Below are 25,444 nucleotides of genomic sequence, written 5' to 3'. Positions count from 1 at the left end.
CATACTGATAGCATATATTGTTATTAGGAGGGAACGGCCATGAGGGACAAACAACGAGGTTTGCGGGAGACGGATTTATCCGTATGGCGCGGCATCTTCTTCGGCATTTTGCTTGGGGCGAGCATGTGGGCGGCCATTTTGTGGCTGTTGTGGCTCTGGTTGTTTTGATTCGATATTGCAGCACCGATGCGCTGAGCGCGGCGAAAGCCGGCTCGGCGTTTTTTTTGTGGATTTCGTCGCGACGCCGGACATGTTCCGGGACTCTCCCTGGGTCGGATTTTTTCTTCTTTTTCAAGCATGAAAAATATATACAAGAGTTGGCTGGGAGGGTATAATCTACCTGCAGTTCATATCCTTAATTACCTATATTAGTAAACATCATAACTTAATAGAACTAGCGGGAGAGTGGGAAAGTGAGGAAGCATTTTCGCAAGGGGGCGTACAAGTGGCTGCTGGTCGGGCTGATCGCCTGGATGTCGTGCATCCCTCTGGCAGGCGTCCCTGTCGCGCAAGCGGCGGAAGGGGACGATCTGCTCGGGGATCTGACGGTGCGTGCGGACGGCACGGAGCTTGAGCTCATGGGAAATAGCGAGGGAAGCTGGGAACCTTCCTTCAACCCCTACGTGCTCGGCTACGATGTGACGGTCGGCTCGGCGGACACGCTGGAAATTACGCCGCAGCTGAACGTTCCGTATGTCGGCAAACTGAAGATTAACGGACATAAGGCGGAGGACAACGCGCCTTATACGGTTCCTCTCCGGTACGGGGAAAACTGGATCGAAATCGACGTCATCGGCGAGGAGAGTACGAATACGTACTTCATCCGGGCGATCCGGAGGCCGTTCGACGTGAACGGAATGTCGTCGATTCCGGCGGGCGCGTACGATCTCGACTACCCTTCCGGGATGGATGTGGATGCGGCCGGAAATACGTATGTCGCGGATTATAGCAGGCATCAGGTCGTCAAGCTGTCTCCGACGGGGGAGGTGCTGCTGACCATCGGCGTGTTCGACGACAACGGCGCCATAGAGTCGTTGAATTACCCGTCTGCGGTAAGAGTGGACGACGAAGGCAGGATCTACGTCTCGGACTCTTCCAACGACCGGATCGTTGTCTTCAGCGCCGCCGGATCGTTCGTAGAATTTCGTGGCGTCGGGTTGTTGGACGATCCGAAGGGCTTCGCGATCGACGATGCCGGCAACCTGTACGTAGCGAATAGCGGAAGCGACCGGCTCGTCGCGTTGCTTGAGGATGGCAATACGTGGTATTGGGACAACGGCGGGGCCCTAGCGGATCCGATGGGTGCGGCGGTCGACGCGGCGGGCAACGTATACGTGACCGAGCGGTTCCCGATGATGGGCGGCGACATCGGCGTCGGCACCGTCTATAAGGTAAGCGCGAATGGCGAATACTTGGCCGAGTTTCCGACGTCGCCGCCGCCGCTGGGGACAAGCGAAGACGGCGAAGGCGAAATGATCGATCCTTTTGAAAATAGCTCGACCCCGAAAGACGTCGCGATCGACGCGGAAGGCAACCTCTTGCTGCTGGACGAGACCAAGAACAAGATTCAGGTATTCGATCCGTCAAGCGGCGAGCTGCTGGACGAGTGGAGCGGAATCGGAAAGCAGCTCGCGGGACTTGCGATCAGCGACGACTTCGTGTACGGCGAGCAAGGGACGCTGTACGTGACGGATACGGAGCACGGGACGATCGTGCAGGCGAACGCCTTCGGCGAAGCGGAAGGCTACTTCGACTACCCGACGAACGTGGCCGTAGACGCCGCAGGGAATGTGTATGTGGCCGATTCCGGTCAAGGGGAGATCGAGAAGTACGACGCTGACGGAACGAAGGTAGCCGCATTCCGGCAAGAGAACTTCGCTCCGGATCTCGTCGCCGTCAGTCCGGCGGGCGTCGTATATGCGGCCGAGGCGGCTGCGGGGCGCATTGTGAAGTTTCTCGCCGACGGCACCAAGGACACTGACATTACAGTGCCGAACGAGCTGCACGGCATCGCGCTCTCGAAGCACGGCAATGTGCTTGCGACGGAGACGCGGTACGACGTGGAGACGCCGGTCGGATACGTGGTGGAATACAGCGGGGCGTCGCTGGAACAAACAGGTTTGTTCGAGGCGGACCAGCCGCGGCTGATCGCCTCCGATCGCAAAGGATTCATCTACGTGTCCAGCGGAATCAACAAGATTCAAGTGTTCTCGGCGGACGGAACGTTCGCTTACGAGCTTGGCGCCTATCCGGGAGCGTACGACCGGCTGGACTATATTACGGGCCTTGCGGTGAACGCGGCCGGGCACGTATTCGTGGGGGATTCGGACAACCAAACGCTGCACGTCTTCGCCCCCGACGGCGAGTATGCCGGCGGCTTGCAGCAATTCTTGCCGGACGCGGAGGATTACCCTTACGGTCTGGCGACGGATGCCGCCGGCAACTTGATCGTCGCGGATAAGAACAGCCATCGGGTCGTTCGCATGGATTTGGTATATGATAACCGATTGAACGGGCTCCATGCCGATGTCGGGTATTTTTTGTCGGACTTCCTGCCGCAAGAGCCGAACCATGTACTCATGGTGCCTAGGAATGCGGAGACGGTGGAGCTCATTCCTTCGCTCAACGACCCTCGAGCAAGGCTGTACGTGAACGGAGCGCTGCAGGAGGACGGTTCGGCTCCGTTGGAGATTCCGTTGGAACCGGGGACGGAGACGCAGCTTGAGCTGAGGGCCGTGAATGCCGAGGACGAAGCGATGACGTATTCGGTGCGAATCCTCCCCGAGCTGGCGGTTTCGGGCGATGCTTTCGCCGCCCTTCCGGCCGGGGAGATCGTTACGTTCGCGGACCGGGAATGGATGACGGTGGGCGACGGAAGCGGGAAGCTGGTCGCGTTGGAGCATTACGGGGAGCCGACGGGGTGGGACGACGCGTTCGATTATAACGCGGCTGCGTCGCGGACGGATGACGGGTACCGCTTCGACTCGACGCATGAATCGTCGCTCGCCTACCGCCTGAACACGAACTTCCTGAACTTGTTGGACGGCGAAGCGTACCGGAAACATTGGCTCGTCCCGATGGACATCGAGGTGCCGTACCTGCTCAAGACGGGAGGCGTCATCGAAGTCGATGAATCGATTGAACCGTACACGGCTAGGGAAAAGGTCGCTTTACTTACGTATGCGGAGTATAAGGCGCTCCAAACGGGCGGTTGGCTGCATCCGGACGATCCGGTGACGGGATGGGACGAACGATGGTTCCTCATGAATCCGATCGCGAACGCGCCGGAGACGACCCCGAGCTGGTACCAGTTCCATGCTTTCGTACAAAACTACGGCTCCGGCGAAGTCGACTTGTTCCATACGCCGTTCGCGGCGAAGCCGGTCATCCGGCTGCAGGACAATATCCGGATCGCGGGCGGAAGCGGGACGATCTCGGAGCCTTACCAGCTCGCGTTCCCGGAAGCCCCTGCGGAGTCGATGAGCGTTACGCTGGGAACGCCGTATACATCGGCGAATACGAGCGTGTCGGTCGCGTTCGCGCCGAGCCGCAGTCTGGACGAAGGGGAAGTCGTCAGATTAACGTTCCCGATCGAATACGGGATCGGCGCGTTGACGCCGGAATCGGGCGTGACGGTGAAGGTGGACGGCACGCCGTACGTAGTCGAGCCGATGACGATGGACAACACGGTTATGTTCCTACTCCCGACCGACGTCGAGTACGGTCAAGAGGCGGTCGTCGAATTTCCGGAGACGGCGGAGATTTACAATCCGCCGTTTGCGGAGGAAGGTCCCTTCACGTTCGCGTTGGAGCTGGACGGCTTCGAAATCGCGTCCACGGCCGAGGTGAACGTGGCCTACGCTCCGCAGCTTACGATTACGGCGGAAACGGCCGAACCGGGCGACTTCCTGACCGGTCAACGCCGCGACATCGTCTTCACCGTGGCGAACGTAGAAGGCGGTCCGACGGCGGGCGAGGTGCGGGTGAGCTTCCATGCGATGACGTCGTTCCAAAATCTGACGCTTACGGGCGAGGGCTGGACTTGTTCGGGAGGCGCTTGTACCCGTTCGGATTCGATTGAAGCGGGAGAGGCTTACGAGACGATCATCGCTTCCGTCGACGTGCCGGCCGCGCTGACGACGAGCTCGGGCATTCTGAGGGCGTCGCTTTCCGGAGGGAACGACGGGACGACAGAAGACAATAGCGCTTGGTTTACGACCAGTTTGTACGACCTCCCGCACATCGTTGCGTCGACCAACCACTCCGACGGCGCCTGGCTGAAGAAGGCTTCCGCAACCGTCACGGTCGCGCAAACGACGTACGGAAGACCGCTGAACGACAGCAGCTTCCTGTACGCTTGGTCGTCGTCGCCCGAGACGCCGGCATCGGGGTGGACGGCGTTCGCGAGCGGGGACGCGATCGAACGGACGGCGGACGGCATCTGGTACTTGCATCTTCAGGCGAAGGACGACCGCGGCAACACCGCGCATGTCGTGACGGATCCGTTCCGGGTCGACGCGACGCCGCCGACATATGCGGTGTCTTTCCTTAGCGGTGGGATAGGGTACAGTCCGGGCGCCTGGACGAGACATCCGGTCCAAGCGACGTTCGAGCCGACGGACGGGGAGAGCGAGATCGCTCGCGTCGAGGCATCCGCGAATGACGGGGCGACGTGGGAGGAGAGCGCGTCGATCGTCTTGTCCGCCGACGGCGAATATATGGTGAAGTTCAAGGCCTACGACCAATCGGAAAATGTAATCGAAACCGCATCCTTCGACGTGCGGATCGATACGACCGCCCCGCTGCTGACGGCGGCGGCGACGACGGAAGACGGCCTGCCTTACGCGGGCGGCGAATGGACGACGCAGCGCGTGCGGCTCGCGGCTTCCGCCGGGGACGGCTCCGGATCGCCTGTGCGGACGGAATATGCCGTCGACGGATCCGTTCCGGCTCCGCTCGAAGGAGCGTTGGAGATCGACGAAGAAGGCGAGCATCTCGTAACGCTCCGGGCGATCGACGAGGCGGGGAACGTCGGCGAAATCCAACAGTGGGTTCGGATCGACCGGACGGGACCGACGATGACCGTCTCCTTCAAGACCGAAGACGGTTCCGACTACGCGTCTGGGCAGCTGGCGAACCAAACCGTACTGCTGAAGGAGATGCACTACAGCGACAACAACGGGGCGGTTCCGACCGTAGATTTCTCCGTCAACGGAGGAGAATGGCAGCCCATTAACGCGCTGCAGCCGTTCAGCGTCTCCGGGGAATACGCGCTTCGGTTCCGCGCGACGGACAGCCTCGGGAACGAGACGTTCGAGACGTTCCTCATCCGCGTCGCGGCGACCGCGCCGGAGCTGTCTTGGACGGCGAGTCCGCTAGCCCCGACCAATGGGAACGTGGAGATTCGAGTAACCGCTGCGGACGAGACGATCGTGAAGTGGGCCGCGGGCGTCCGGAATGCCGACGATTTCGCGATCGGCGGCACGACGCTTACGCGCGGTGAGGACGGCATGTATTCGTTCGACGTGACCGAGAACGGAACGTATACGATTTACGCGACGAACGCATCCGGACTCGCGACGCTGAAAACCGTAATCATTCATAACATCTTCCGCGAGGTTCCGACCGCATCGCTCGCGGTTACGACGACGGAGGTCACGAACGGCAATGTAACGGTGTTGGGGATCGGCTACACGACGGGCTCCGGCAACGGGCTTGGAGCGCTGAAGTGGGCGTACGGCGAGTTGCCTGTCGAATATTTCGCTTCGGCCGGAGAGACGCTGACGTATACGGAGAACTACGCCTTCGAATTCGAGGCGACGGAGAACGGGACGTACACGGTTTATTTGTCCGACCAGGCCGGCAACAAGACGGTGCAGACGATCGCGATCGGCAACATCGAACGGAGAGCTCCGGAACTTGCGCTGATCGCGGGGACGGAAGCGCCGACGAATCAGAGCGTAACCTTGTCGGTATCCGAGTTCGTCTACGGGACGGACATCGGCAACGCGCTGGAGACGTTGAAGTGGGATTACGGGGCGCTGTCGAAGGAGCATTTCGCCGATGCGGGCGCTTCGATCGATCTGGCGACGCGCGCCTTCGACGTCAGCGCCAACGGCTGGTATACGGTATATGCCAAGGACCGGGCGGGGAACGAGACGGTAGCCTACACGACGGTGGACAATATTTACGTGACGTCGCCGACGATTACGATCGCCAGAAACCCGGATGCGCCGACTTCGGGCGATGTGACGGTCACCGTATCGGTATCGGTGTACGGGGACGGCAATACGATTCAGTCGATCCAATGGATCGGCGGCGACCATGTCGCGACGCTGCCGGCGGTAGCGGAGCAGCAAGTGGTCGTTCAGGAGAAGGGCATATACACGATCGTGGTGACCGACGCCGCAGGCAATACGATGAGTCAGTCGGTGGGCATCGGCAACATTTTCCGGAATCCTCCGACTATCGCTCTTGCGCTCGCTCCGGAAAGCCAGACCTATGGGGCGGTGAAGGTGATCGTCGCCGCGGAGGCGATCGGCTCGGGGAATCGGCTTGAACGCGTGCTGTGGGCTCCCGGAGAGCTTACGGCGGACGCATTCCCTACGGTCGGAGAAGCGGTGTTCGGCAGCTACTTCGAGGTTACGGCGAACGGCGCCTATACGGTTTACGCGGAAGACGCCGCCGGCAATCGGGCGGTACGGACCGTCGTCGTAGGCAATATTATGCCTGCGCCGAGCGCCCTCGTGCCGCGGGCGAAGTACGCCGCGGTCGACGCAAGCGGTACGAAGGTGACGGTCGTCTTTACGACGCCGCTCGATCGCGCGGGAGCGATTCCGGCGAACGGCTTCGTCTTAAGCGGGGCGAACGCTTCGATAACCTCGGCGGCGGTCGACCCGGCGGACGACAGCGGACGGACGGTCGTGCTGACGCTGGTGCCGAACGGGAACGACGCAAGCATTGTATGGTCGGCAGCGGCATCGTTATCCATTCGGAGCGCGGCGGTCTACTCCTCGGCGGGCGTCGGCAATCCGGCGGTGGAAAGCCTGGGAGTCGTGACCCCGGCGAAGCGGGCGGCGCTGATCGAAGCGATCAACCCGGCCGCCGGCGGCGGAAGAATCGAGATAAACAAGGTGTTCGCCTTCTTGACTTCGGGCGTCTTGGTCGATATCAATCAGGACGGATTCATGGATCAGAGCGATATCGAGTTCGTGTTAAAGCTGATCGAACCGCGTGTTTTACAATAATGTTATTCTGTCGGGGCTCCCTTGCGGGGGCTCCGTTTTCGTTTCGCCTGCAGGGGAAGGAAAATTACCGAAATAGAGGTGAAATCGCTCGGTTCAGGAAATTTTTTTAACCAAATTCTAACCTTAGTCATGTATAATAATTAGGGATTGCCACTTTAGAACTAGGATACAGGTCATGTGGCGGTTTCGGTTCATATTCTTATACGAATAGCGAGGAACGTTGATGCGGAGAAGAATATTGTACAACTGGATCAATCGATTGCTGATCTTTACGTTGCTTGTAAGCGTACTTACGATTCCGGTCGCTCCCGGCGCGGCGAACGCGGAGGGGGAGTGGGGGAATAGCGTCGCCGTGAGCGCCACGAACGACCGTCTGGTCGTATCTTGGAGTCCGTATATCGGGGAACCTGCGGTCGTAACGTACGCGGTCTACGGAAGCGGGGATGTGCTTGGCACCGTTGCGGAAACTTCTTTCGAGTATTTCCCGCCGGAGCCGGGGGATTATTCCGTTTACGTTGCGGCCCATCTGGATAATGGGGCGATAGAGTATTCGCAATCGGCTTCGGCTTCGTTCCTGCCGGCATTCGTGGCATACAGCGGCGATGTTTGGGCGGACGGGACGGCGATCAACATTGGTCCCGGCGAAGACGAGGCGGGATTGCATGTCGTCTTGGATTGGTATGACGCTACGTTGAACGATGGTCCAAGCGGGACGATGTTGGTAGGCTATAATGTGTACTACTCTACGAATTACCAATCTAGTTGGACTTATCTTGATTTCTACGAATTCCCGGAAGCATACATATCCGATCCCGTCTCCGGCGTGACAAACTACCGTGTCGAGGCGATATACAGGGAGACGTCGGGAGGCACGTTCCTCGAATCGACGGACGGCCCGACTTATTCTTACAGCTCCGGCGAAGAGCCGCCGATGGACGCTGTAACGTTCCCCGACTCCAAGATGGAGTCGGCGGTACGCGAGGCGTTGAACGCAATCGGCGTTTACCCGGCCGCTAACGTAACGGTAACGGATTTATCGGCGCTCGAGTACTTCCATCTTCCTTGGGGAGTAGGAATTACGGATATTGAAGGCATTCAGTACGCTGCCAATCTAAGTTCGATCTCGTTATCGGCGAATCCGATAATGGACCTCCCTGATATGACGGGGATGACGAAGTTGCAAACCTTCAACGCTTACGGCTCCGCGATCGATGCCGGAGACCTGGTGAATCTGCCTAATTTAACCTATAGCTTAGAGCTTACCGGTACGAATGTGACCGATATGGCGCTGGTGGCCGATGCGGTGAATCGGATGACGATCGGATCCCTCATGCTAAGAGATTTGGACATGGGGGACAGCGGACTTCAGACGTTGCTGACCGGCTTATCGGAGACTAGCAAACATCGAATCAGCCAGCTTTCGCTCGATAACAACTACATTACCGACATCTCTTCCATAACGCCGGGGAGTTTTCCTATGTTGATGGATCTCAACGTAAGCGGGAACGACATTAGCTCCATCGCTTCCTTGGGCGGTATGGCGAGCATTAGGACGTTGAATTTATCTGGGAACATGATCTCCGATATAAGCGCGTTAAGCGGAATGACCGCGATGGATTACTTGTATCTCTCGAATAACGAGATCTTGGACATTAGCGCGTTAAGCGGCATGACGATGCTTAGAGGCGCGATGTTGGACGAAAACCCGATTACGAACATCGAAGCATTGACCGGATTGAGTACGCTGGAGAGAGTCGATCTGGATTCCACGCACATCACGGATTTGAGCCCGCTTGTTATGAATGCGGGTATCAATTCGGGAGATGTCTTATTCATTCAAAACATTCCCGGCTTGGAATTGGTGGAGGGGACTGGAAATGCAAATCATATCCAGTCGTTAAAGGACCGAGGCGTCGACGTGCGTCATGACGCGATCGAGTCCGCTCCGCCGGCGGATACGGAACCGCCCATCTTTTATCAACAGACGCTTCGCGTTACCGGCGTTACAGAGAACGAGTTAACGATTCAATGGGAAGGCGCGTACGACGCGAACGGCGTAGTCGAATATCGCGTGCTTCGGGACGGCGAACCTGTCGCGTCGTTGCCGGGCTCGGCGCGGGAGTATACGGACGTCGCGGCGACGCCGGGCGCGAAGCATAAGTATACGGTGGAAGCAGTAGACGCGGCGAACAATTGGGCGCGGAACGCGCCGACGGGGATGTTCATGGCGCACGCGCCAATCCCGATCAATAATACCGATCCGGCGTTCATCGACCGCATCCGAATGATCGTCGGACAGGAAAGCGCCGATTTGACGTCCGCGGATATGATGAACCTTCCGGCGAATGCATTTATGTACGGAGGAGAAGGCAGTAGAATCGTAAACCTCGAAGGGATGCAGTATGCGTACAACGTTACGGACTTGCGATTGTACAATAATGCGATTTCCGATTTGAGCCCGTTGGTCGGCTTGCCGTTGAATGGGCTGGATTTGGATAATAATCTTATTTCGGATCTAGGCGATTTGTTGGATATGTACGACGCCGGCGCGTTCCAAGGGGAATATGCACACATTTATATGTACGACAATCCCTTGGATCTCATGGAGGGCAGCCTGACGGTCGCCGATATCGCAACGCTTAAAGGGTACGGAATCGATGTTCGTCACGATCCGATCATCCCGTTCACGGGGAACGCGACGCCGGCGATCGAAGCTTCGAAGACGCATGTCACGGCAGGAGATCAGTTCTCCGTGACGATCAGCGTGGAAGACGTTCCAGACTTGTACGGCTTCGAGTTCGAGCTGGCGTACGACAAGAATGTGTTTGAAGTGGTCAGCGTACAAGCGAACCCGGAATATAGTGCCGGCTCTGCGGACATCGCCTTGATGGATGTCATCACGCCGGAGAGCACGCTCCGGGTCGTAGGTTCGTTACAAGATGCGGAAACGGGGCTCGCGCCGAACGGCGAGAACGTAAAGCTCGTCGACGTATCCTTTAATGTGCTGCAGTCGTTCCAACCGCACACGGATATTACGCTCCTGCACGGCAAGACGAAGTTCTCGGATTCGGAGTCGGCGCGCTTCGTCGCTTCTAGCGACGTGGTGCAGACGATGCTGCCGACGGTGTTTCCGACTTCCGTAGAAATCAAACCGAACGTCGATGCGTTGAAGCTGAAGCAAGGCGATACGTATATGCAGTTGGGCTATGGGTTCACGCCGGAAAATACGACGTACCAAGCTGTCACGTGGACCTCCGATAATGAATCGGTCGTCACGGTCGATGCCGACGGATGGCTGACGGCGGTCGGACCGGGGACGGCGCGAGTGAAGGTAAGTTCGAATCAGATCAGTACGGTATCGGATTCGATTCTGATCGAAGTTGCAGCCATTGACGAAACGTTCGACATTCAATTCAGCAAGGAGATGGTCGGTCCGGGCGAATTCGTGAAGGCGACCGTGTCGAAGCAGTCGCTCGATCACGACGCCCGCAGCTTCCGAATCGAACTCGAAGTCGCGCCGTTTTGGAATGTGTTGGGCGTTAAGCCTCATGCGGACATCGCATCTAAATTAAACGGCTCGCTCGTTCTGGATGTGGAACCCGGCTACTTCTGGTTCGGAGATACGTATATCGTCTCCGGCAAGCTGGCGGAGGGACAGTCGATCCAGGGCGCGGCGAATCTCTTCACGATCTACGCGGAGGCCGGGGATATGTTTTCGGACGGAACGGATTCCGGAGGCTATTCGACAGATTCGGAGCCGACGTCTGAACCTGGCGGGCGTTTGCCGTTGTACTTCGGCATTGCGGCAGCGCAAACGACGGACGGCGCAGGCATCGTTCATCTGCTTGCGGAACCGACAGACTTCTACGTGCCGATCGTTTGGCCGGATGTCGATCAGAATCCTGGCGTCGAGGTGACCGACCTCGTGAAAGTGGCGAAAGCGTTCGGAACCGTCGTCGACTGGGAAGGCAGTGGCGAAGGCGGCGGATATACGCCGGAGCAGCTCCTCGATTTCAATGAAGACGGTATCGTCGATTTGAAGGATCTAACTTTCGTGCATATACGGGTGCTAATTCCTCATTTCCGAGAGATCGACCCGGATCGCCCGGACGAAAGCGTAATCCCGTTCCCGATTCCTGAACCGGTCTAATTCATAGCTTGTGTAGCTGCTACAGCCCACACCGACGAACGGCATGTGGGCTGTAGTTACTTACAGTAACGATGGGAGGGAGTACCATTCATGAAAAGTTGGTTCCTACTGCTTGTCGCCATCAGTATGGTGGCGCTGCCTGCCGCTACGGCGGTCGCCGCCGAATCGACGGCGGCGGTGAGCATCACAGCCGCGGCGCAGCAGCAAACCGTCGGGAAAGCGTTCGACGTTCATATTTCGATCAGCGAAGCGGCGAACCTGGCGGGGATTTCCTTCCGGCTGCGATACGACCCGGCGAAGCTGCAGCTCGCAAAGAAGACGAACGGCGACCCGATGGTGCAGTTCGCGTCGGGGTTCCAATCCTTCGGCGGCAGCACGGTCAACGAAACGACGGGGACACTAGCATATCCGTTGTTATACGATAAGCCGTTGGTCGCTGCGTCTGTGAACTCGAGAGTGATGACGGCGACGTTCATTCCTTTGACGTCGGAGCGCGTGCAGGTGCAATTGGAGCAAATTTCGGTCACGAATTATGTGTCTAGCTCGATTCAAAAAAATACGCAAGCGAGCGCCTCGGTTTGGGTCGGACCGGTGCTGCCGAAATCTCCGGACGAGACGAAATTTTCGATCAAGAGCGCTTTGAGTCTGATCCGTGGAGCAGGCGGAGCTTTGATCGATTTTAACGGCGACGGAACCGCCGATAAGTCGGATATGGTATACGTGCTGCAGCAAGTCGAACCTCGAGCGTTCAACTGAGAGGAAAGGATTTTAAACGTAGACGATGGCTATTAGGAACATGCTGATATCGTTTTGCCTCCTTCTCGCGACGGCGACCGTTGCCTCCGGGAGCGTCGAGGCAGCCGCGGCCGAGCCGGCCCGGTTTACATTGGGGGTATCCGCCGAGCGGCTGACGCCGGGCGGAACAGCGACGGTTACCGTCGGCGTTCAAGGCGGGAAAGACGTGCAAGGATTCAATGCGTCGCTAGCGTATGACGCCGATCGCCTGGAAGTCGTCGATGCGACGCTCCGGTCCGAATTCGGTACGATCGGTTCCGACGCGTCGTTCATGCAATACGAAACCGGCGGCGAGCTTAGGGTCGTAGCGGTACGACTCGGGACATCCGAGGGGGCGTCCGGCGACGTGCCTCTGTTTACGGTACGGCTTAAGGCGAAGTCCGGAAGCGGGGAAGCTCGCGTTCGCTTGACTGCGGGCGCTTCGTACTCCGATTCCGACTCGTCCTTGTTCCAGTCCGACGCCGAGGTAGGGCGTACGATAACGATCGCGAGCGGACCCGCGCCAGGGGCGGGGGGCGCTCCGGGAGGTCCGGGCGGCGGGGGGCTGCCTCCAGCACCATTGGCGGCAGGAGGTAAGGACGCCGCCGCAAGCGTGAAGGTAGATAAAGCCTGGATCGCGGAGCAGAGGAAGGCGGGGGAGACGATCATGGTGCGGATCCCGGAAGCCGAGAGCCGGCTCGAGGTCCGGTTGCCGATGGAGGCCCTCTCCAACGGGACGAACCGCGGGAACGTATCCGTCGTAAGCCCGCTGGGGGCGTATCGTTTGCCGCTGACCCTGCTGTCGACGTTCGGCGTCGGTACGGGAGCAGATGCGGAGTTGATTCTCTCGATGGAGGCCGTGGAATCGGATAAGGATCGTTCGATGCGGGCGACGGCGGAAGGCATCGGAGCGAGTCTACTTACCGGAGGTGTACATTTCCAGGTTGCGGTCGCCTCCGGCGGGGTGACGACACCGGTCGCCGACTTCGGCAACGAATACGTAGAGCGATCATTGCCGCTGCCTGCGGGCGAGATCGACGCGAACGCGGTCGGCGTCTGGTATGACGAAACGACGGCTTCCTATCGCTTCGTTCCGACCCGCTTCGCCCGCGAAGGCGATTCAATGACGGCGACGCTGCGGCGTCCCGGCAACAGCGTGTATGCCGTCGCTTCGATGTCGAAGTCGTTCGAGGACGTAACGAACCATTGGGCGAAGGCGGATGTCGAGTTGCTGGCGTCGAAGTTCATCCTGAAGGGCATGTCGGATACGACCTTCGCGCCGGAAGCGTCCGTCACGCGGGCGCAGTTCGCCGCGATGCTGATGCAAGCGCTAAGCCTGTCCGAGGCGCCGGCGCATGCGACGTTCGGCGACGTACGCTCCGGCGATTGGCATGCGGGTGCGGTCGGCGCCGCCGCGAAGGCCGGGCTGATCGCCGGGTATGCGGACGGCACGTACCGTCCCGACAAGACGATCACGAGACAGGAGATGGCGGTGATCATGTCCCGGGCGCTCGCCTTCGTCGGCAAGCCGACGCCGGAGCCGGAGCCGACGTCGGGCCCGATCCTTCGTTACGCGGATGCGGCAAGCATACCGGATTGGGCGAGCGGCGCGGTCGAGGAGGTTTCGTCCGCGGGTATCATGGGCGCGGTCGCGACGGATCGCTTCGGCGGGGAGCAATCGACCACGCGGGCGCAGGCGGCCGTCGTCTTGAAGCGGATGCTGCAATGGGTAGATTTCATATAACACAAACAAGGTCGCCCGAGCGAGACTTCGCCGGGCGACCTTGTTTGCGTTACTGCTGCTCCATCAGCCAATGCAGCAGCTTCGGCTGCTGCGCCCAGAGGGAGGCGTGCGTCGTGACGTAGTGCACCGCTTCGTCGGGGCTGCCGGCGACGTAATGCTCCGGAAGGCCCTTCGGCAGCTTCTTCTTCCCGAGCAGGTACGTCAGCGCATGCTTATTCGCTTGCGTCGCGGCCTGATACAACAGCTTCAAGCGGGAGGAGGCGCCGTTCTTAATGAATTCTAAGGCGAGCCGGTCGTAAGCGAAGAAGGCGGACGCTTCGTCTTCGAATCGCGCGAACAGCGCCTCCGCTTCGTCGAGCTTGCCGAGCCGCAAATACGCGGCCGCCAACAAATACCGCGCGCCCATGTTGTCGCCGAAGTTCAGCCGCAGCATCTCTTCGAGGTGCCGCTCCGCCTCCGCGACGTCGTCGGCGTACCAACTGAACTCGGCGTAGTTGTATTTCGCCCGCATGTAGGGCCGCGTTTCGCTGAGCCCCCAAAAATGCCCTTCGTTTTCCGCGAAAAACGCCGCTCCGAGATCCCGCTCGCCGGCCTCGACGCCTTGGCGGAAGTAAGCCCGCGCTTGCTCCAGGTCCGAGCTCTCCTCGCCGAGGATGACGTACGCGTCCGGCGAGTCCGGGTACAGCGCTATCGCTTCCCGAGCGAGACGGACGCGCTCCGCGGAGGTCGTCGCGTCCGCCGCGTCGAACAGCAAGTCCTGCGCCCGCTCGCGAGCGGAGACGCCTTGCGGCGTCGGCACCGGCTTCCCGGCCATGGCTCGATCCATGTAATCGCGGACGAACGCCTCGGCTTCTTCGATCGATTCGATCTGCCGCTCCTTCAAGAGCAGGTCGATATCGCGGTACATACGCTCCATGTTCGGCTGCGAAGCGCCGCCCGTTTCAGATGGCGCGTCGAGCGCTTCCGCGTAATCGGCCAGCTCCGCGTACCGCTTGGAGACGGTCCCCGAGGAGACCCCGTATTTGGCGGCCAGTCGGGTCTGCGTCACGCCTCGTCCCTCGTCGCCCGGGGTGAAGTACTCGAGCGCCGCGCTGAACGCGCCGTACTTCTGGAAGATCGGTCGGGTCGCGTGCGCGAAATCATGCCAAAACCGCACCAATGCGCGCAAGTCCTCCGGGTCGAAGGCCGCATCCGCATGCTCGACGTAGTGCTGCGCTTGCAGCCGGTACAGCTCGGACTCCCACTTCAGCTCGCGGTCGATCCAGGCGGGCAGCTTGTCCCGCGTCAACCGGTTCGCCTCGGGCGCCGTCTGTCGCTCCGGTCGTTCCTCTTGATAGGTGTCGATGCAACATTTCTTAAATTTCTTTCCGCTGCCGCACGGGCACGGGTCGTTCCTTCCGGGCATAGCCAAGCCGTTCTCCTCCTTTATATCAAACCCATTTTCTTGAAAAAGTCATCCCGCCCCATCCGCTCCCGCGCGTCGGCGCACTCGTTGCGGTCGGATTCGACGACCCAACCGGCGACCTTCGCGCCGCAGACGACGGCCCGATCGAGCGGCAGTCCGCGCGACAAGGCGAACGCCGTCCCGGCGGCGAAGGCGTCTCCCGCGCCGCTGGAATCGACGAGCCGCGCGGGGAACGCGGGCTGGAAGCCGGAGCGGCCCGCAATGCGGTCGTAGTACACGGAGCCTTCGGCTCCCAAGGTGACGACCATGGCGCGGGGGCCTTGATCGTCGACGAAGGCGCGGAGCGACGCAAGCCGCTCCTCGTTCGAAATCGCGCCCCAAGGGCGACCGCTGAGCCGCTCGGCTTCGATATGATTGCAGACGAAGCATTCGAGCGAGGCGAGCAGCGACGGATGCTCTCCGATCACCTGCAGGTTGTTCGGAAGTCCGTAGACGGGGATGTCGAAGCGTTGCGCCAGCTCGATCGCCCGGCGGGTAATCGCCTCGGTGAGATCGACCGACAGGACGAGATGCGTGGCATCCCGAAGCGCCTCTTCCCCGGCGTCCTCCAGCAGGCGGGCGAGACCGGCGAAGTCGGGCTGTCGCGAGATCGAACCGGCCAGGTTCCCGGCGGCGTCCAGAATGGCCATCCACATGCCCATGCCGCGGTCGGCGGGACGCACGAAGCCGGTATCCGCGCCGAGCGCGTCCAACCGGTCGACGAGTTCTCGGCCGAGCGCGCCGTCGTCGACCGTCGCGAGCAAGCGCGTCGCCCCGCCCAGCGCGGCCAGATTGGCGGCGACGTTCCGCCCGACGCCGCCGTGGACGAAGCGAACGTCGCCCACGTTCTTCCCGACGGGGTCATAGGCATGCAAAGCATACCCCTTTAAATCTAAAAACGCATTGCCGATGACGGCGAGGGTGGGGGTCATTTTCGGTCAACAAGCTCCCTTGGTTCATGGTTTGTTCTATTGTACCAAATTCGCGACCCCCTGAAACCGTTCCTGGCTTCCGAATGGTATGTTCATCAAGACAAGACTACATAAACACTAGGAGGCTGGGTTACATGAATCGGAAAACAGGTTCGAAGAAGGCAACGCTGCTCGCGCTTGCGGCGGTGGTGGCGAGCATGAGCATCGGATCCGCGGTCGTCGGCGCGGCGGAGGGCAACAAGGGCAAAGGCGCAGAAAAGAAGAGCGAGGCGAGCGTGCAAGCCGAGACGAGCGTAACGGCGGATGTCTATAGCGGCGGAAAGAATGGCGATCACGGGCAGGGCAACACCAAAGGTCTGGAAAACGCGCTTCTCAAGCTCGAAGGCAAGCCGTCGGCCGAGGTTATTCTCGAGATCCTCGCGGACCGGACCGTCGACGCGGCGGCGCTTGCGCTCGAGCTCGAGGCGGACGGCGAAATCGAAGCGGCGGTTGTCGCTCAACAGGAAGCGGCGGTGCAAAACCCGACCGACGCGAAGGTCGTGAAGAAGCTCGCGAAGCTGCTTAACAAGGCCGGCCACATGGGAATTAAGGCGTTCGTCAACGGCAAGCAGCCGGTATTCGATGTGAAGCCGTTCGCGAAGAACGGACGCACGTTGGTGCCGTTCCGCGCGATCGCGGCGTCGTTGAAAGCGGACGTGTCGTTCGACGCGACGACGCAGACGGTGACCGTCGTGCGCGGCGACGTTACGGTGAAGCTGACGCTCGGCAGCGATACGGCGTACGTCAACGACGTCTCCGTGAAGCTCGACGTCGCGGCGGAGTCGGTAGAAGGCCGCACGGTCATCCCGCTGCGCTTCTTGGCCGAAGCGTTCGATGCGAAGGTGGAATTCGACGCCGAGACGCAAAGCGTTATCATTACGGAATAATTACGCAGCGATCGACTGTTCCCGGGAACTCGGGAACGGTCGTTTGCGTTTTGGGTCCATTTTCCCGAGGGATGTCGCATCGTGTAGAATTTTTTCGCAATTTCGCCAAATTACTATTGTCACAAATTGGTCATTCTACTATAATAGGACACACGACCCACTAGAGTTGACACGCGCAGACTATTGTTGACAGAAGGGGGGGAAGTAATGTATGGAGATGACCGAGTCGTTAACGAAGCAGTTAAACATGGTGTTCGGGAAGCTGAGCGAGGAGCTCGCGAATCTTTCGTCCGGCATTGTGTTCGTTCAAATACGCAGCAACGTGATCGGGAAGTTCGGCATCCGGCACGATCCGTTCGAGACGAGCAAGACTCGGCCGTTCCAAGGTACAAGCGGATTGACGGAGTCGCAGCGGAACGATTTCCGCAGAATGGCGATCCAGGCGTTGGGTCATAAAGTAGGATGGACCCACGGCGAAATCCAATTCGAGTTCGCCGTCAGGCAAGGGAAGCTGCGGTTGAGCATCACCTTCGAATCGAATTACAATATGTCCAACTTGTTGCCGAAGTTCGATATCGGCGGCGGTTGGGCCGGCGCCGGCGAGATCGAAGGGGCATAACGATATCGAAACCAATTACATATCCGATTTGTTGATTCAAGGCAAACCCATCGAAAGGTGGGGACGCAAAGCTATAGGGGCTACGCTTACAGGTAAGCATGCCAGCCAGTTGCCGCAAACCGGGCCAGTCATCGTGACGGACGAAGCACGTACCGGCTCACTTGCAGCAGCAGCTGTGGAGTGGGCTTTTTCTATGTCTATTATAGGAGGTAGGTATGCATCGTATGTTATTCAAGATGTTGTGTGTCCTGCTCTTGACGGCGATGGTTACGCGCTTCGGACAACCGGGCGAACTGGAACAAGCGGCGGAGCGGGCGTCGTGGCTTAATGCGGTCGTGGCGCCGGCGTCGACGGACCAAGCCGATTCGGCTCCGGAGCGGAACCGGCGAGAGAACGCGACGGGCAAGGGCGTGTTGGAGCGCAGCTTCCGGTTGCGGTCCCGGCTGAATACGCATTTATTAATGTTGAAATTCAAATGATAGATTTCTATGGAGTGGCGAAGCGCGCCCTCGTCCGTCTTCCGGGACGGCGGGGCGCTTTTTTTTTGTTGTCCGCGGAAGGAGGGGCGCAGGTTGGCGGAAAAATTCGAAAGCGCGCACGAGCGCTGGCTGCAATCGCATCTGGATCGACGAACGGGAGAACGGCGGGGACGGCTTGCGCGGAAGCGGTATGCCGAGACGTTGTTTTTGCGCCAGGTGTGGTGGCCGTTGTTCGGAAGCTTCGATGCGCTTCACCCCGAGTACGAGGTGGCGGATTGGCGGGGGAGGTCGTACTTCGCGGACTTTGTCTGGCTGCCGGGATCGGGAGAGAAGCTCGTCTTCGAGGTGAAGGGGTTCGGACCGCACGTGACGGAGATGGATCGGAGGGGGTATTGCGAAGAGTTGAACCGCGAGACGTTCTTGCAAGGGCTCGGGTACCGCGTCGTCTCGATTCCGCACGACGACGTGGCGAGCCGCCCGGATGTGGTGCAATCGTTGCTGCGCATGGTGCTGAGCCGATTTCGCGCGGCGGGGGAGCCGGTCACGAGGTCGCGTTGGATGGAGAAGGAAATTCTACTGCTTGCCCGCAGTCAGCTAGGAACGATTCGACCGCTGGATGTCGAGAGGCACCTGAAGGTGAACCATCGGACGGCGGTGCGTCAACTGAAGGACATGTGCGAATCGGGTTGGCTTCGGCCGGTGCGGAACGGTTCGAATGGGGAACGAATCGTGCGGTACGAGCTTGCGAAGCTGGAAATCTGGGAGCACGGATGAGGGTACGAGGGGAACTGATATTGGCTGGGCGCCTGCAGAAGTGCAGGTAATTCGCACGAAAATCGCCTATGTCCGTCGAATACCTGCAAAGATGCAGGTAATCCAGGGTGGAAGCGCCGAGAAGCGGCTAATTAGCTGCACTTATGCAGGTAAAGCGTCGCTGCGGGCGCTCGGACGAGTAAATAACTGCACTTATGCAGGTGCTTGGCGGTTGGGGCGGTGGCTTAGGCAGGGCGCCTGCAGAAGTGCAGGTAATTCGCACGAAAATCGCCTATGTCCGTCGAATACCTGCAAAGATGCAGGTAATCCGGGGCGGAAGCGCCGAGAAGCGGCTAATTAGCTGCACTTATGCAGGTAAAGCGTCGCTGCGGGCGCTCGGGACGAGTAAATAACTGCACTTATGCAGGCGCTTGGCGGTTGGGGCGGTGGCTTAGGCGGGTCGCCTGCAGAAGTGCAGGTAATTCGCACGAAAATCGCCTATGTCCGTCAAATACCTGCAAAGATGGCAGGTAATCCGGGGCGGAAGCGCCTCGGAACGGACAAATAGATGTACATTTGCAGGTAGAACGTCACAACGGGCGTCCGGACGAGTAGATACCTGCACTTATGCAGGCGCTTGGAGGCTGGGGCTGACAATTCGCCGATCGCTTGTCATGCTCGTCATGCTAGTCTGCATAAATGGCCAACCCCCCTCATAGACATGTTATCGAGTACCATTGTTCTAGCTCGCGCCGGGAGCCACGCGGTCTAGAACATAAATCGATCGGAGGGGTGGACCTCATGAGACGTAGCAAGTGGGTCATGACCTTGGCGCTGACGTTGGCGGTGACGCTGCTGCTGGCGGCGTGCGGAGGCGCGAAGGATGCAGCGGGTGTCGTAAGCGACATCGAGAAGTTGACGGGCAAGCTGGAGAGTTATCACGCGGAAGGCACCATGGTGTTGAATACGGGACAGGAGCCCCAAGAGTACGGCGTCGTCGTCAGTTATCAGAAGCCGGAGTATTACCGCATCGCGCTTACGAACGAGGCGAACGACATTACGCAGATCGTGCTGCGCAACGACGAAGGCGTGTTCGTCCTGACGCCTCACCTGAATAAGAGCTTCCGCTTCAAGAGCGACTGGCCGAACAATCAAGGGCAGGCGTACTTGTTCGAGACGTTGGCGCAATCGATCATTCACGACGACGAGCGTCAATTCACCGCGGAGGAAAACGCATACGTCTTCGACGTCCTGGCCAACTACCAGAACGCCTCGCTCGTCCGCCAAAAAATCTGGCTGAGCAAGGAAGACTATAAGCCGCAGCGCGTCGTCGTGACGGATGCGGACGCGAACGAGATGGTCACGGTGACGTTCAGCTCCTTCGAATTCGACAAGAGCTTCGAGGACAACTGGTTCGATATGAACCGGAACATGACGAGCGTGTCGATCCAGTCGGTGCCGGTGCTGGCGACCGAAGGCGAAGGCCAAGGCGAACCATCCGCGGAGGCGAACGAGCACTTCGGCATCATCTATCCGGGATACGTGCCGGAAGGCGTAGAGGAGCGGTCGGCGGCGGACTTCAAGCTCGGCGAGCGCGACGCGATTATGATCCGGTACGTCGGCGAATACGACTACACGCTCGTCGAGTCCAAGGCGGCGGAAGAGCGGATGGCGTCCAGCTCGATCGGCACGGTCATCGAGCTCGACCTCGGCCGAACGGTCGGCGTCCTGATCGGCGAGAACGAGCAGCGGACGCTCCTATGGACGCACGACGGCGTCGATTACCGCCTCTCCACCGGCAATCTTCCTTACGAAGAGATGGTGAAGGTGGCGCAATCGGTATTCGATCAGACCGGGAAGTAAGCAGGGGGAACGGATGACGCGGTTCGTTGACACGGCCATTCTTAGATTCTAAGATAATACAGTGGCAGACCCTTAGATTCAACTTAGGTTCTAAGAAAACTTGTTTCCGGATGTGACTTCCCTGTGGATACGTACCGATGGACGCGGGCCGAGGTCGACTTGGATGCGCTGCACCACAATTTGGAGCAGTTCCGAATCGCCCTCGGTCCCGATATAAAGATTATGGCCGTCGTGAAAGCGAATGCGTACGGCCATGGCGCGGTGAAGGTCGCCGAAGAAGCGATCCGCCACGGCGTCGAATATTTGGCGGTCGCCTTCCTGGACGAGGCGCTCGAATTAAGGCATTTCGGCATCGAAGCGCCGATTCTGGTGCTCGGCTATACGCCGGCGGCCGGCGTCGAAGTCGCGAGAGACCGCGGCATTACGCTGACGGTGTTCGACGACGACGTGCTGGAGGCTGCGGCGTCGCAAGACCCGACGAAGACGGTAAACATCCACGTGAAGGTGGACACCGGCATGGGCCGTATCGGCCTGACCGACGAGCAAGACGCGATCCGCTTCGTGGAGAAGGCGCTTCGGACGCCGGGCGTCGCGGTCGAAGGGCTGTTCACGCATTACGCGTGCGCCGACGAATGCGACAAGACGCATGTGACGGAGCAGTATCGGAAGTTTGCGCGGATCGCGGATCATTTTCAAAGGCAAGGAATATCGTTCAAGTACGTGCATGCCGGCAACAGCGCGACGGGGATCGATACGCCGGATTACACGCGGAACATGCTGCGCCTCGGGGTGAGCATGTACGGGTTGTATCCGTCGGAAGAGGTCGACCATGAGCGGGTGCAGCTGAAGCCGGTCATGTCGCTGAAGTCGGGCGTCGTAATGGTGAAGCGGCTGCCGCAAGGCAGCACCGTCAGCTACGGCGCGAACTACGCGACGGCGCGGGACGGCGAGACGATCGCCACGCTGCCCATCGGCTACGCGGACGGGTATTCCCGGCTGCTGACCGGGAAGGCGGAGGCGCTCCTTCGCGGCAAGCGGGTGCCGGTCGTCGGCAACATCTGCATGGACCAGTGCATGGTCCGGGTGGACGACGGCGAGGCCGAAGTCGGCGAAGAAGTCGTGTTGTTCGGAACGCAAGGCGGGGAGACGATTCCCGTGGAAGAGCTCGCGGCAAAGCTCGGAACGATCAATTACGAGATTACGTGCATGGTGTCGCACCGCGTGCCTCGCGTGTACGTGAAGGGCGGACGGGTGACGGAGTTCGACAATCCGCTGTTGCATTTTACCAACGAGAAAAGCATAAGGTCTTAGAGGAGTTTTCCGTCGTTTGCCGAATATGTATAAAGCCGTAGAAAAGGTTCCATCAATTACACATTACTAAGGTGCAACATAATTGATATACCGGCGGCATATACTTAGTTTTGTATATTTTGCCTTCCTTTACGACATAATGGGAGTAGAGGTCGGAATGTTCTGGGGGTGCGTTACGCGGTGTCCAACGTTCACAACACCAAGAGAATTATGATAAGCTTACCGGATCACCTGCTGCAGGAGGTCGACGGCATCGTCGAGAAGGAAAACTCCAACCGCAGCGAGTTCATTCGTCAGGCCATGAAGCTGTATTTGACGGAGCGGAAGAAGCGACACCTTCGCGAGACCATGCAGCGCGGGTACATGGAGATGGCGAAGATCAATCTCTCGATGTGTACCGAAGCGTTCTTGGCCGAAGAAGAAGCCGACAACACTTTAGGCCGCTTAGTTAGCGGGGTGTAGCCCTTGATCGTCAAACGCGGGGACGTATTCTTTGCGGATCTCTCTCCGGTCGTGGGATCGGAACAAGGCGGGGTTCGCCCGGTATTGGTCATTCAGAACGACATCGGGAACCGGTTCAGCCCGACCGTCATCGTAGCCGCCGTCACGGCGCAAATTCAGAAAGCGAAGCTCCCGACGCACGTCGAGATCGATGCGGAATCGCACGGGTTCGACCGAGATTCCGTTATCTTGTTGGAGCAAATCCGTACGATCGACAAGCAGCGGCTCACGGACAAAATTACGCACCTGGACGAAGAAACGATGCGTAAGGTCGACGACGCGCTGCAGATCAGTGTGGGCTTGATCGATTTTTAGGTGTGCCTGAGCGGGGGAGCGCGAAGCCCTCGTTTTTTTTGTGTGGAGAGGAAGGGGAATACATACATATGGTTTCGGAACAGGGTGCAGCCGCCGCGACGATCGCGCCGGAGGAGCTGGTATGGACGGACGCGCAGGAGCGCGCGGCGAAGGACCGCATCGCGAAGCAAATCGCGGTCGAAACGGGGACGAGCCCGAAGCAGGTCGGCACGACCGTCGGACTGCTCGACGAAGGCAATACGATCCCGTTCATCGCGCGGTACCGCAAGGAGATGACGGGCGAGCTCGACGAAAACGCGCTGCGCGCGATCGAGGAGCGGCTGTCTTATTTGCGCGGCTTGGAAGAGCGGAAGCGCGAGGTGTTGCGCCTCATCGCGGAGCAAGGCAAGCTGACGGTCGAGCTGCGCGGCACGATCGAGCGGGCGGGGAAGCTGCAGGAGGTCGAAGACCTGTACCGGCCATACCGCCAGAAGCGGAAGACGCGCGCGAGCGTCGCGAAGGAGCGCGGGCTGGAGCCGCTGGCGTCGTGGATGCTGAGCGGCCCGACGAGCGGCGCGCTGCTCGCCGAAGCGGCGCGGTACGTGGACGCGGAGCGCGGCGTGCCGACGCAGGAGGACGCGGCGCAGGGCGCGATGGACATTATCGCGGAGACGATCGCCGACGACGCGAACGTGCGCGCGTGGGTGCGCAAGCATACGTTCCAATATGCGACGATCGCGACGGAAGCGAAGGACGCTTCCGTAGAATCGGTATACGAGATGTATTATTCGTACCGGGAGCCGGTGAAGCGGCTGCCGCCGCACCGGACGCTCGCGATCAACCGCGGCGAGAAGGAAGACGTGCTGAAGGTGTCGCTCGAGCTCGATCCGGCGGCGATTCATATGTACATCGGGAAGCGGTTCGTCGCGGACCGAAGCGTCGTGCGGGACGCGATGTTGACGACGGTGGAGGACGCGTACAAGCGTCTGATCGCGCCGGCGGTGGAGCGGGAAGTACGGAACGAACTGACGGAGAAGGCCGAGGAGCATGCGATCGTCATCTTCGCGGAAAATTTGCGAAATCTGCTGCTTCAGCCGCCGGTTCGCGGCAAAGCCGTGCTCGGCGTCGATCCGGCGTTCCGGACGGGCTGCAAGCTCGCGGTCGTCGACGACACCGGCAAGGTGCTCGACATCGCGGTGACGTATCCGACGGCGCCGCATCATAAGACGGCGGAGGCGGAGAAAACGTTCCGCGCTTTGATCGCGAAGCATGACGTCGACCTCATCGTCATCGGCAACGGTACCGCCTCGCGGGAGACGGAGCAGTTCACGGCCGAGGTCATTCGGAAAATTCATGCCGACGGCGGGAAGAAGCTCCAGTACTTAATCGTCAACGAGGCGGGCGCCTCCGTCTATTCCGCCTCCAAGGTGGCGCAGGAGGAGTTCCCGGACTTCGACGTAGCGGAGCGCAGCGCCGTGTCGATCGCGCGGCGGGTACAGGATCCGCTCGCGGAGCTCGTCAAGATCGAGCCCAAGGCGATCGGCGTCGGGCAGTATCAGCACGACGTGTCGCCGAAGCGGCTGGAAGCGTCGCTGGGCGCCGTCGTCGAGTCGGCGGTCAACCACGTCGGCGTCGACGTCAACACGGCGTCGCCGTCGTTGCTGTCGTACGTCGCGGGCGTGAACGCGACGACCGCCCGCAATATCGTCAAGTACCGCGAGGAGAACGGCAAGTTCACGTCGCGCAAGGACTTGTCCAAGGTGCCTCGACTCGGCGCGAAGACGTACGAGCAGTGCATCGGCTTCATTCGCGTGCCGGACTCGCGCCATCCGCTCGACAACACGCCGATTCACCCCGAGTCGTACGGCGTCGTGGACAAGCTGTTCCGCGAGCTGCGCTTGGAGCTGGCGTCGCTCGGCTCCGCGGAGCTCCGCGCGCGGCTGGACGCCGTCGACCCGTCGGCGGTCGCTTCGCTGCTCGACGTCGGCGTGCCGACGCTGCGCGACATCCTGGACTCGCTGAAGCGTCCGGGGCGCGACCCGCGCGAGGAGCTGCCGCCGCCGATCTTCAAGACCGACGTGCTGCAGCTCGAAGACCTGCGCGTCGGAATGGAGCTGCAAGGGACGGTACGCAACGTCATCGACTTCGGCGCGTTCGTGGACATCGGCCTGAAGAACGACGGCCTCGTCCACATCTCGCAGCTGGCGGACAAGTTCGTGAAGCACCCGATGGACGTCGTCTCCGTCGGCGACAACGTGACGGTATGGGTGCTCGGCGTCGACGCGAACAAGGGACGCGTGTCGCTCACGATGAAGAAACCTAGATAACGCGCGAAAGCACGCCTCGACTTCCTGCTATGGAAGCGCGAGGCGTGCTTTTCGTCGTTAGGGGCCGGGACCCCGGGAAG

The 25,444-nt window shown here is 59.9% G+C and carries 16 protein-coding genes and 1 riboswitch; of the genes, 14 read left to right on the top strand and 2 right to left on the bottom strand.

Annotated elements, in window-relative coordinates:
• Positions 1-39: 39 nt before the first annotated feature.
• From RIN49_RS14165 to RIN49_RS14145, 5 genes are all read left to right on the top strand, one after another.
• Complete coding sequence (locus RIN49_RS14165; protein WP_309120813.1) at positions 40-168, top strand: hypothetical protein; 129 nt, start codon at positions 40-42, stop codon at positions 166-168.
• 245 nt (positions 169-413) lie between these two features.
• A complete protein-coding gene (locus RIN49_RS14160; RefSeq protein WP_309120812.1) occupies positions 414-7,247 on the top strand; it encodes a cadherin-like beta sandwich domain-containing protein in 6,834 nt (2,277 codons plus the stop codon).
• A gap of 223 nt (positions 7,248-7,470) precedes the next feature.
• Positions 7,471-11,397 (top strand): leucine-rich repeat domain-containing protein, encoded by a 3,927-nt coding sequence (locus RIN49_RS14155; protein ID WP_309120811.1) that lies wholly within the window; start codon positions 7,471-7,473, stop codon positions 11,395-11,397.
• A gap of 90 nt (positions 11,398-11,487) precedes the next feature.
• A complete protein-coding gene (locus RIN49_RS14150) occupies positions 11,488-12,153 on the top strand; it encodes a cohesin domain-containing protein (protein WP_309120810.1) in 666 nt (221 codons plus the stop codon).
• Between the two features lie 25 nt (positions 12,154-12,178).
• On the top strand, positions 12,179-13,915 hold the full coding sequence (locus RIN49_RS14145) for an S-layer homology domain-containing protein (RefSeq protein ID WP_309120809.1): 1,737 nt from the start codon (positions 12,179-12,181) through the stop codon (positions 13,913-13,915).
• A gap of 49 nt (positions 13,916-13,964) precedes the next feature.
• Here RIN49_RS14145 and RIN49_RS14140 read toward each other — a convergent pair whose 3' ends face one another.
• Complete coding sequence (locus tag RIN49_RS14140) at positions 13,965-15,320, bottom strand: SEC-C metal-binding domain-containing protein (protein WP_309120856.1); 1,356 nt, start codon at positions 15,318-15,320, stop codon at positions 13,965-13,967.
• 20 nt (positions 15,321-15,340) lie between these two features.
• The gene (locus RIN49_RS14135) at positions 15,341-16,291 is read right to left on the bottom strand and encodes a carbohydrate kinase family protein (RefSeq protein ID WP_309120808.1); all 951 of its coding nucleotides are present in this window, start codon (positions 16,289-16,291) and stop codon (positions 15,341-15,343) included.
• Between the two features lie 134 nt (positions 16,292-16,425).
• On the opposite strand from RIN49_RS14135, the gene RIN49_RS14130 reads away from it, so the two are divergent.
• From RIN49_RS14130 to RIN49_RS14090, 9 genes are all read left to right on the top strand, one after another.
• A complete protein-coding gene (locus RIN49_RS14130) occupies positions 16,426-17,217 on the top strand; it encodes a copper amine oxidase N-terminal domain-containing protein (RefSeq protein ID WP_309120807.1) in 792 nt (263 codons plus the stop codon).
• Positions 17,218-17,428: 211 nt separating this feature from the next.
• Positions 17,429-17,836: an O-methyltransferase gene (locus tag RIN49_RS14125; protein WP_309120806.1), complete on the top strand. Its 408-nt coding sequence runs from the start codon at positions 17,429-17,431 to the stop codon at positions 17,834-17,836.
• Positions 17,837-17,866: 30 nt separating this feature from the next.
• Positions 17,867-17,953: riboswitch (cyclic di-GMP riboswitch) on the top strand.
• 98 nt (positions 17,954-18,051) lie between these two features.
• Entirely contained in the window at positions 18,052-18,315 is a 264-nt protein-coding gene (locus tag RIN49_RS14120) for a hypothetical protein (protein ID WP_309120805.1), read from the top strand.
• 93 nt (positions 18,316-18,408) lie between these two features.
• Positions 18,409-19,089, top strand: coding sequence for a hypothetical protein (locus RIN49_RS14115; RefSeq protein WP_309120804.1), 681 nt, complete (start codon positions 18,409-18,411; stop codon positions 19,087-19,089).
• A 780-nt stretch (positions 19,090-19,869) separates the two neighbouring features.
• Complete coding sequence (locus RIN49_RS14110) at positions 19,870-20,931, top strand: outer membrane lipoprotein-sorting protein (RefSeq protein WP_309120803.1); 1,062 nt, start codon at positions 19,870-19,872, stop codon at positions 20,929-20,931.
• Positions 20,932-21,054: 123 nt separating this feature from the next.
• Positions 21,055-22,242, top strand: a complete 1,188-nt coding sequence (alr, locus tag RIN49_RS14105; RefSeq protein WP_309120802.1) for an alanine racemase — start codon at positions 21,055-21,057, stop codon at positions 22,240-22,242.
• 180 nt (positions 22,243-22,422) lie between these two features.
• The gene (locus RIN49_RS14100) at positions 22,423-22,704 is read left to right on the top strand and encodes a CopG family ribbon-helix-helix protein (RefSeq protein WP_138194279.1); all 282 of its coding nucleotides are present in this window, start codon (positions 22,423-22,425) and stop codon (positions 22,702-22,704) included.
• Positions 22,705-22,707: 3 nt separating this feature from the next.
• Positions 22,708-23,058, top strand: coding sequence for a type II toxin-antitoxin system PemK/MazF family toxin (locus tag RIN49_RS14095; protein ID WP_138194280.1), 351 nt, complete (start codon positions 22,708-22,710; stop codon positions 23,056-23,058).
• 68 nt (positions 23,059-23,126) lie between these two features.
• Positions 23,127-25,364 (top strand): Tex family protein, encoded by a 2,238-nt coding sequence (locus RIN49_RS14090; protein WP_309120801.1) that lies wholly within the window; start codon positions 23,127-23,129, stop codon positions 25,362-25,364.
• Positions 25,365-25,444 lie beyond the last annotated feature (80 nt).

It is taken from the genome of Paenibacillus sp. (assembly GCF_031177825.1).
Classification (GTDB): domain Bacteria; phylum Bacillota; class Bacilli; order Paenibacillales; family YIM-B00363; genus Paenibacillus_AE.
This window is presented reverse-complemented; position numbering and strand designations above follow the sequence as displayed.

Excerpts from the sequence above, each read along its gene's own strand:
- RIN49_RS14150 (WP_309120810.1), top strand. The coding sequence starts at position 11,488 with ATGAAAAGTTGGTTCCTACTGCTTGTCGCCATCAGTATGGTGGCGCTG.
- RIN49_RS14110 (WP_309120803.1), top strand. The coding sequence starts at position 19,870 with ATGAGACGTAGCAAGTGGGTCATGACCTTGGCGCTGACGTTGGCGGTG.
- RIN49_RS14155 (WP_309120811.1), top strand. The coding sequence starts at position 7,471 with ATGCGGAGAAGAATATTGTACAACTGGATCAATCGATTGCTGATCTTT.
- RIN49_RS14145 (WP_309120809.1), top strand. The coding sequence starts at position 12,179 with ATGGCTATTAGGAACATGCTGATATCGTTTTGCCTCCTTCTCGCGACG.
- RIN49_RS14120 (WP_309120805.1), top strand. The coding sequence starts at position 18,052 with ATGCATCGTATGTTATTCAAGATGTTGTGTGTCCTGCTCTTGACGGCG.
- RIN49_RS14090 (WP_309120801.1), top strand. The coding sequence starts at position 23,127 with ATGGTTTCGGAACAGGGTGCAGCCGCCGCGACGATCGCGCCGGAGGAG.
- RIN49_RS14125 (WP_309120806.1), top strand. The coding sequence starts at position 17,429 with ATGGAGATGACCGAGTCGTTAACGAAGCAGTTAAACATGGTGTTCGGG.
- RIN49_RS14165 (WP_309120813.1), top strand. The coding sequence starts at position 40 with ATGAGGGACAAACAACGAGGTTTGCGGGAGACGGATTTATCCGTATGG.
- RIN49_RS14135 (WP_309120808.1), bottom strand. The coding sequence starts at position 16,291 with ATGACCCCCACCCTCGCCGTCATCGGCAATGCGTTTTTAGATTTAAAG.
- RIN49_RS14140 (WP_309120856.1), bottom strand. The coding sequence starts at position 15,320 with ATGCCCGGAAGGAACGACCCGTGCCCGTGCGGCAGCGGAAAGAAATTT.
- RIN49_RS14130 (WP_309120807.1), top strand. The coding sequence starts at position 16,426 with ATGAATCGGAAAACAGGTTCGAAGAAGGCAACGCTGCTCGCGCTTGCG.